The organism is Propioniciclava sp. (assembly GCF_029977985.1).
In the GTDB taxonomy this organism is placed as follows: domain Bacteria; phylum Actinomycetota; class Actinomycetes; order Propionibacteriales; family Propionibacteriaceae; genus Propioniciclava.
In genome coordinates, this window is record NZ_JARKOT010000189.1 from 1 (window position 1) to 5,082 (window position 5,082).

A 5,082-nucleotide genomic window follows, 5' to 3' on the forward strand; every position below is an offset into this window, starting at 1 on the left:
GCCCGCGCAGGCGCTCCCAGACGTCGCGCCGGTCGTGGGGTTCGAGGTCGGCGAGCATGTCCTCGATGGCCGCCGTGTACAACTCGACGCGGGACTGGGCGGGCAGGTACAGCCAGGCGCGTCCGTCGAGCTGGCGGACCACTGTCCCCTTCTTCGCGAGGCGGTCGAGCACGGTCATGACAGTGGTGTAGGCGATCTCGCGACGCCCCCGCAGTTCCTCGTGCACGTCGCGCACGGAGGTGGGTGCCGAGCGGCGCCACAGGGCGTCCATCACGGCCTGCTCGAGCTCTCCCAGGATCGACACCTCGTCATGGTAACCCGACGACTGGCCCCAGTACGACACCTAGTAGTACATTCCGCCGCATGGATCCGGTAACCATTGCCCGCTGGCAATTCGGCATCACCACCGTGAACCACTTTTTCTTCGTACCGGTGACGATCGCCTTGTCGCTGCTCGTGGCCGTCATGCAGACCTTCTGGTTCCACACCGGCCACGACAAGTACCTCCGCCTCACGAAGTTCTTCGGCAAGCTCTTCCTCATCAACTTCGCCATGGGTGTCGTGACGGGCATTGTGCAGGAGTTCCAGTTCGGCATGAACTGGTCGGAGTACAGCCGCTTCGTGGGCGACATCTTCGGCGCTCCGCTCGCTCTGGAGGCGCTGCTGGCGTTCTTCCTCGAGTCCACCTTCCTCGGCCTGTGGATCTTCGGCTGGGACAAGCTCTCCAAGGGCGTCCACCTCGCCACGATCTGGCTGGCCGCCATCGGCACCATGCTGAGCGCGATCTTCATCCTCGCCGCCAACAGCTTCATGCAGAACCCCCAGGGCGCCACCTACAACCCCCTCACCGACCGCGCCGAGATGACCGACTTCGTCGCCCTCTTCTCCAATCCGGTCTTCCTCGCGACGTTCCCGCACCAGATGGCGGCCGCCTACATGACCGCGGGTGGTTTCGTCGTCGCCGTCTCCGCCTGGCACCTCGCCCGGCTGAACAAGGCCAACCGCACCGAGGCGGAGGACGCCGACCTGGAGGCCTTCCGGTGGTCGACCAAGTTCGGGGCGTGGGTGCTGCTCGTCGCCGGGTTCGCCGTGCTGGTGACCGGCGACTTCCAGGGCAAGGTCATGTATGAGGTGCAGCCCATGAAGATGGCCGCCGCCGAGGCGCTGTACGAGACCGCCGGCGGCAACGGCGAGATGGCCCCCTTCTCGCTGCTCACCATCGGCTCCCTCGACGGCAGCGAGCCCCTCTTCGAGCTGCACGTGCCCGGTGTCCTCGGCTTCCTCGCCAAGGGCGACCCGTACGCCGAGGTCCAGGGCATCAACAACCTCAACGCCGCCTACCAGCAGGGCCAGCTCGTCAACGAGGACTCCGCGCTGCAAAGCGCGTACTCCGACAAGCTCGCCACGGTGGGCCTCACCGACTTCCGGCCGAACATCCCGGTCAGCTACTGGACGTTCCGCATCATGATGACGCTCGGCTTCATCGCCATGGGCATCGCCGCGGTGACCCTCTTCCAGCTCTACCGCAAGAAGCTGCCGAAGGAGTCGGTGCTCTTCTCGCTGACGATGTTCGCCGTCGTGCTCGGCCCGCTGTTCGCCAACTCGGCCGGCTGGATCTTCACCGAGATGGGCCGCCAGCCCTGGATCGTCGCCGGGGTGCTGCCCACGGCGTCCGCGGTGTCACCGGGCGTGGGCGTGGGCAGCGTCCTCACCACGATGATCCTCTACACCGTCGTCTACGGGGCGCTCGCCGTCGTCGAGGTGGGGCTCATGGCCAAGTACGTCCGCTCGGGGCTGCCCGACGCGACGCCCGTCGAGATCAAGGGTGAGGACGACGTCCTCTCCTTCGCCTACTGAGAAGGAGACCCACGATGCTTCTCGCCACTGAACCCACCACGCTGCAGGTCGTCTGGTACCTGCTGATCGCCGTCCTGTGGATCGGCTACCTCGTCCTCGAGGGCTTCGACTACGGCGTCGCCATGCTCATCCGCGTTCTCGGCAAGAACGAGAAGGAGCGCCGCGTCATCGTCAACACGATCGGCCCGCTCTGGGATGGCAACGAGGTCTGGCTGCTGACCGCTGGCGGCGCCACGTTCGCGGCCTTCCCGGGCTGGTACGCAACGCTGTTCTCGGGGCTCTACCTGCCGCTGTTCCTCATCCTGCTCGGCCTCATCGTCCGCGGGGTCGCGTTCGAGTACCGCGCCAAGAACCCGGACGCCGCCTGGCGCTCCCGCTTCGACCTCATGGCCGCGGTGGGCTCGTTCGTGGTCGCCCTCGTCTTCGGCGTCGGTTTCGCGAACTTCATCATCGGCCTGCCCGTCGAGATGGCCCCCGGGTCGCAGCACCTCTACGTGTTCTCGGGCGGCTTCTGGAGCCTGTTCAGCCCGTTCGCCCTGCTCTGCGGGGTGGTGCTCGTGGTGCTGTTCCTGTTCCACGGCGCCAACTTCATCGCCCTGAAGACGCGGGGGGTGGTCCACGACCGTGCGGAGGCGCTCGCGGCCAAGATCGGGCTCGGCGCCATCGCCGGCGGGGCGGTCTACCTGCTGTGGGCGAACCTGGCGTACGGCATCGGGGTGATCGGCTGGCTGCTCACGCTGGTGGCGGCCGGGGCGCTCATCGGCAGTTGGGTCGCCACTCGCGCCGGTCGCGACGGCTGGGCGTTCGTCGGCACCACGCTCGCCATCCTCGCCGTCGCCGTGTGGATCTTCGTCCGCATGTGGCCGAACCTCGGCTTCGACAACAGCGCCGTCGAGGTGCCCCTCGACCGCGTGAGCGCCGCCTCCACCGAGCTCACCTTGTCGATCATGACCGGCGCCGCGGTCGTGTTCGTCCCGATCGTCCTCGTCTACCAGGCGTGGTCGATCTGGGTGTTCCGCAAGCGGATCAGCACGAAGAACATCCCCGACGACGTGTCGGTCGCCGCGTAACCTGTCGGGGTGTCACAGCAAGTCCTGCCCGCCGGCGGCGTCTCTTCGGACGCCGCCGGCGGCACTTTGCCTCCCCGGGCGTCCGCCGCGCGCGGCCCCCTCGACCCGCGCCTCGTCCGCCGGGTGGCCGCCACCCGCTGGTACCTGGCCGGCGGCGTCGCCATCGGGTGCCTGGTCGCCGGGCTGACGATCGCGCAGGCGCGGGTGCTGTCGCGAGCCATGACGGCGGTCTTCGACGCAGCGCCCGGGTTCGACTACCTGACCCCCACCGCCGGCACCGGGGCGTGGCCGGCGCTGGGGGCCACCGTGCTGGCCCTGGCGGCCATCTTCGGGGGCAAGGCCTTGCTGACGTGGGCGAACACCTGGCTCGCCCACCGCACCGCGGCGGCCGTCAAGTCGCAGCTGCGGCGCGACGTGGTGGCCGCACGCCTGGCCCACCCCCTCGCCGACCGGTCGTCGCCGGCCGGGCTCGTCACCCTCACCACGGTCGGGCTCGACGCGTTGGACGGCTTCTACGCGAAGTACCTTCCGCAGTTGCTGCTGGCCGTCACGGTGCCCGCGATCGTCGGGGTCGCCATCCTCACCGCGGACGTGACGTCGGCCGTCATCATCGCGCTGACCCTGCCGCTGATCCCGGTGTTCATGATGCTCGTGGGCTGGACGACCCAGGCGCGCACCCAGCGCCGCTGGCGCACCCAGCAACGCCTGGCCCGCCACTTCGCCGACCTGGTCACCGGCCTGCCCACCCTGCAGGTGTTCGGCCGGGCCCGCGCCCAGGCCGTGGGCCTGCGCAAGACCGAGGACGCCCACCGCGGCGAGACGATGGGCACGTTGCGTCTGTCGTTCCTGTCCGCGCTGGTGCTGGAACTGCTCGCCACGCTCAGCGTCGCGATCGTGGCGGTCACGGTGGGTTTCCGCGTCGTCGCCGGTGACCTCGACCTGGCGACCGCACTGTTCGTGCTCGTCCTCGCCCCGGAGGCCTACCTGCCCGTGCGTCAGGTCGGCGTCCATTACCACGACGCCGCCGACGGCATGGCGGCCGCCGACGAGGCGTTCGCGCTGATCGACGGCAACGGCCCGCCGCGGGCCGACGCGCCCCGCCCGGATGACGGCGGGGCCGTGGCATCCGTCCAGGGGTTGGGTCACACCTACCCGGGCAGTGCCGGGCCGGCGGTCGCCGGTGTGAGCTTCTCGGTAGCGCCCGGGGAGTTCGTGGTGCTCACGGGGCCCTCCGGCGGGGGCAAGACCACGGTGCTCAACGCGCTCGTGGGGTTCCTCGCGCCGAGCGCCGGAACCGTCGCCCGGCCGGAGCGGGAGCGCCTCGCCTACGTCGGCCAGGAGCCCGGCATGATCGCCGGCACGATCGCGGACAACGTGCGTCTGGGTGACCCGGGGGCCTCTTCGGCAGCGGTCACCGACGCGCTCGCCCGCGCCGGGGCACCCGGCATGGACGCCGCCCGTCCCGTCGGCGACGACGGCGAGGGGCTGTCGGCCGGCGAGCGGCGGCGGGTCGCCACCGCGCGAGCCCTCCTGCGCATCGACGCCGGCACCGACCTGCTGCTGCTCGACGAGCCCACCGCAGGCCTGGACGCCGACGCCGAGGCCGCCCTACTGCACAGCCTGCGCGGCACGGGCGTCGCGGCGGTCGTGGTGTCCCACCGCCCCGCGGTGCTCGCCGAGGCCGACCGGGTCGTCACGATCGGCGGTGCGCCGTGAACGGACTGCTGCGGCGGCTGGCGGGGGGCGTCCGGTGGGGCTGGGGACGCCTCGCGCTGGCCGTGCTGCTCGCGGCGGCGGCGTCCGCCTCCTCGGTGGCGCTCATGGGCGTGTCCGGCTGGTTGCTGTCGCGGGCGGCCGAACACCCACCCGTCATGTACCTGACCGCCGCCGCCGTCGGCGTCCGGGCGTTCGGCATCTCCCGGGGTGTGTTCCGCTACCTCGAGCGGCTCGTCGGACACGAGGCGGGGCTGCGGTTCCAGTCGGCGCTGCGGCTCGACACCTACGCAACGCTCGCCCGGACCACGTTGCTCGGACGCCGTCGCGGCGACCTGCTCACACGCATCGTCGCCGACACGGACGCCGTGCTCGACCTCGTCGTGCGGGTGTTCCTGCCGCTGGCGTCGGGGCTGTTCGTGGTGCTGGCGACCACGCTGGT

Annotated in this window: 4 protein-coding genes and 1 pseudogene; 4 read left to right on the top strand and 1 reads right to left on the bottom strand. The window is 70.5% G+C overall.

The window, feature by feature from the left end; translation table 11 throughout:
• The coding region (locus Q1K57_RS11290; RefSeq protein WP_300082547.1) for a BlaI/MecI/CopY family transcriptional regulator at positions 1-304 on the bottom strand (304 nt) is incomplete at its 3' end.
• A gap of 59 nt (positions 305-363) precedes the next feature.
• Between Q1K57_RS11290 and Q1K57_RS11295 the strand changes: the two genes are divergently transcribed.
• The 4 genes and pseudogenes from Q1K57_RS11295 to Q1K57_RS11310 form a co-directional block, all read left to right on the top strand.
• Positions 364-1,857 carry a cytochrome ubiquinol oxidase subunit I gene (locus Q1K57_RS11295; RefSeq protein WP_300082550.1) on the top strand — a complete coding sequence of 498 codons (1,494 nt, stop codon included), beginning with the start codon at positions 364-366 and terminating at the stop codon, positions 1,855-1,857.
• Positions 1,858-1,871: 14 nt separating this feature from the next.
• Positions 1,872-2,927 (top strand): cytochrome d ubiquinol oxidase subunit II, encoded by a 1,056-nt coding sequence (cydB, locus tag Q1K57_RS11300; RefSeq protein WP_300082553.1) that lies wholly within the window; start codon positions 1,872-1,874, stop codon positions 2,925-2,927.
• Positions 2,928-3,050: 123 nt separating this feature from the next.
• A complete protein-coding gene (cydD, locus tag Q1K57_RS11305) occupies positions 3,051-4,643 on the top strand; it encodes a thiol reductant ABC exporter subunit CydD (protein ID WP_300082556.1) in 1,593 nt (530 codons plus the stop codon).
• Positions 4,640-5,082: pseudogene (locus tag Q1K57_RS11310) on the top strand (thiol reductant ABC exporter subunit CydC); the annotation flags it as partial. The gene cydD and the pseudogene Q1K57_RS11310, both read left to right, overlap by 4 nt.

Excerpts from the sequence above, each read along its gene's own strand:
- cydB (WP_300082553.1), top strand. The coding sequence starts at position 1,872 with ATGCTTCTCGCCACTGAACCCACCACGCTGCAGGTCGTCTGGTACCTG.
- Q1K57_RS11295 (WP_300082550.1), top strand. The coding sequence starts at position 364 with ATGGATCCGGTAACCATTGCCCGCTGGCAATTCGGCATCACCACCGTG.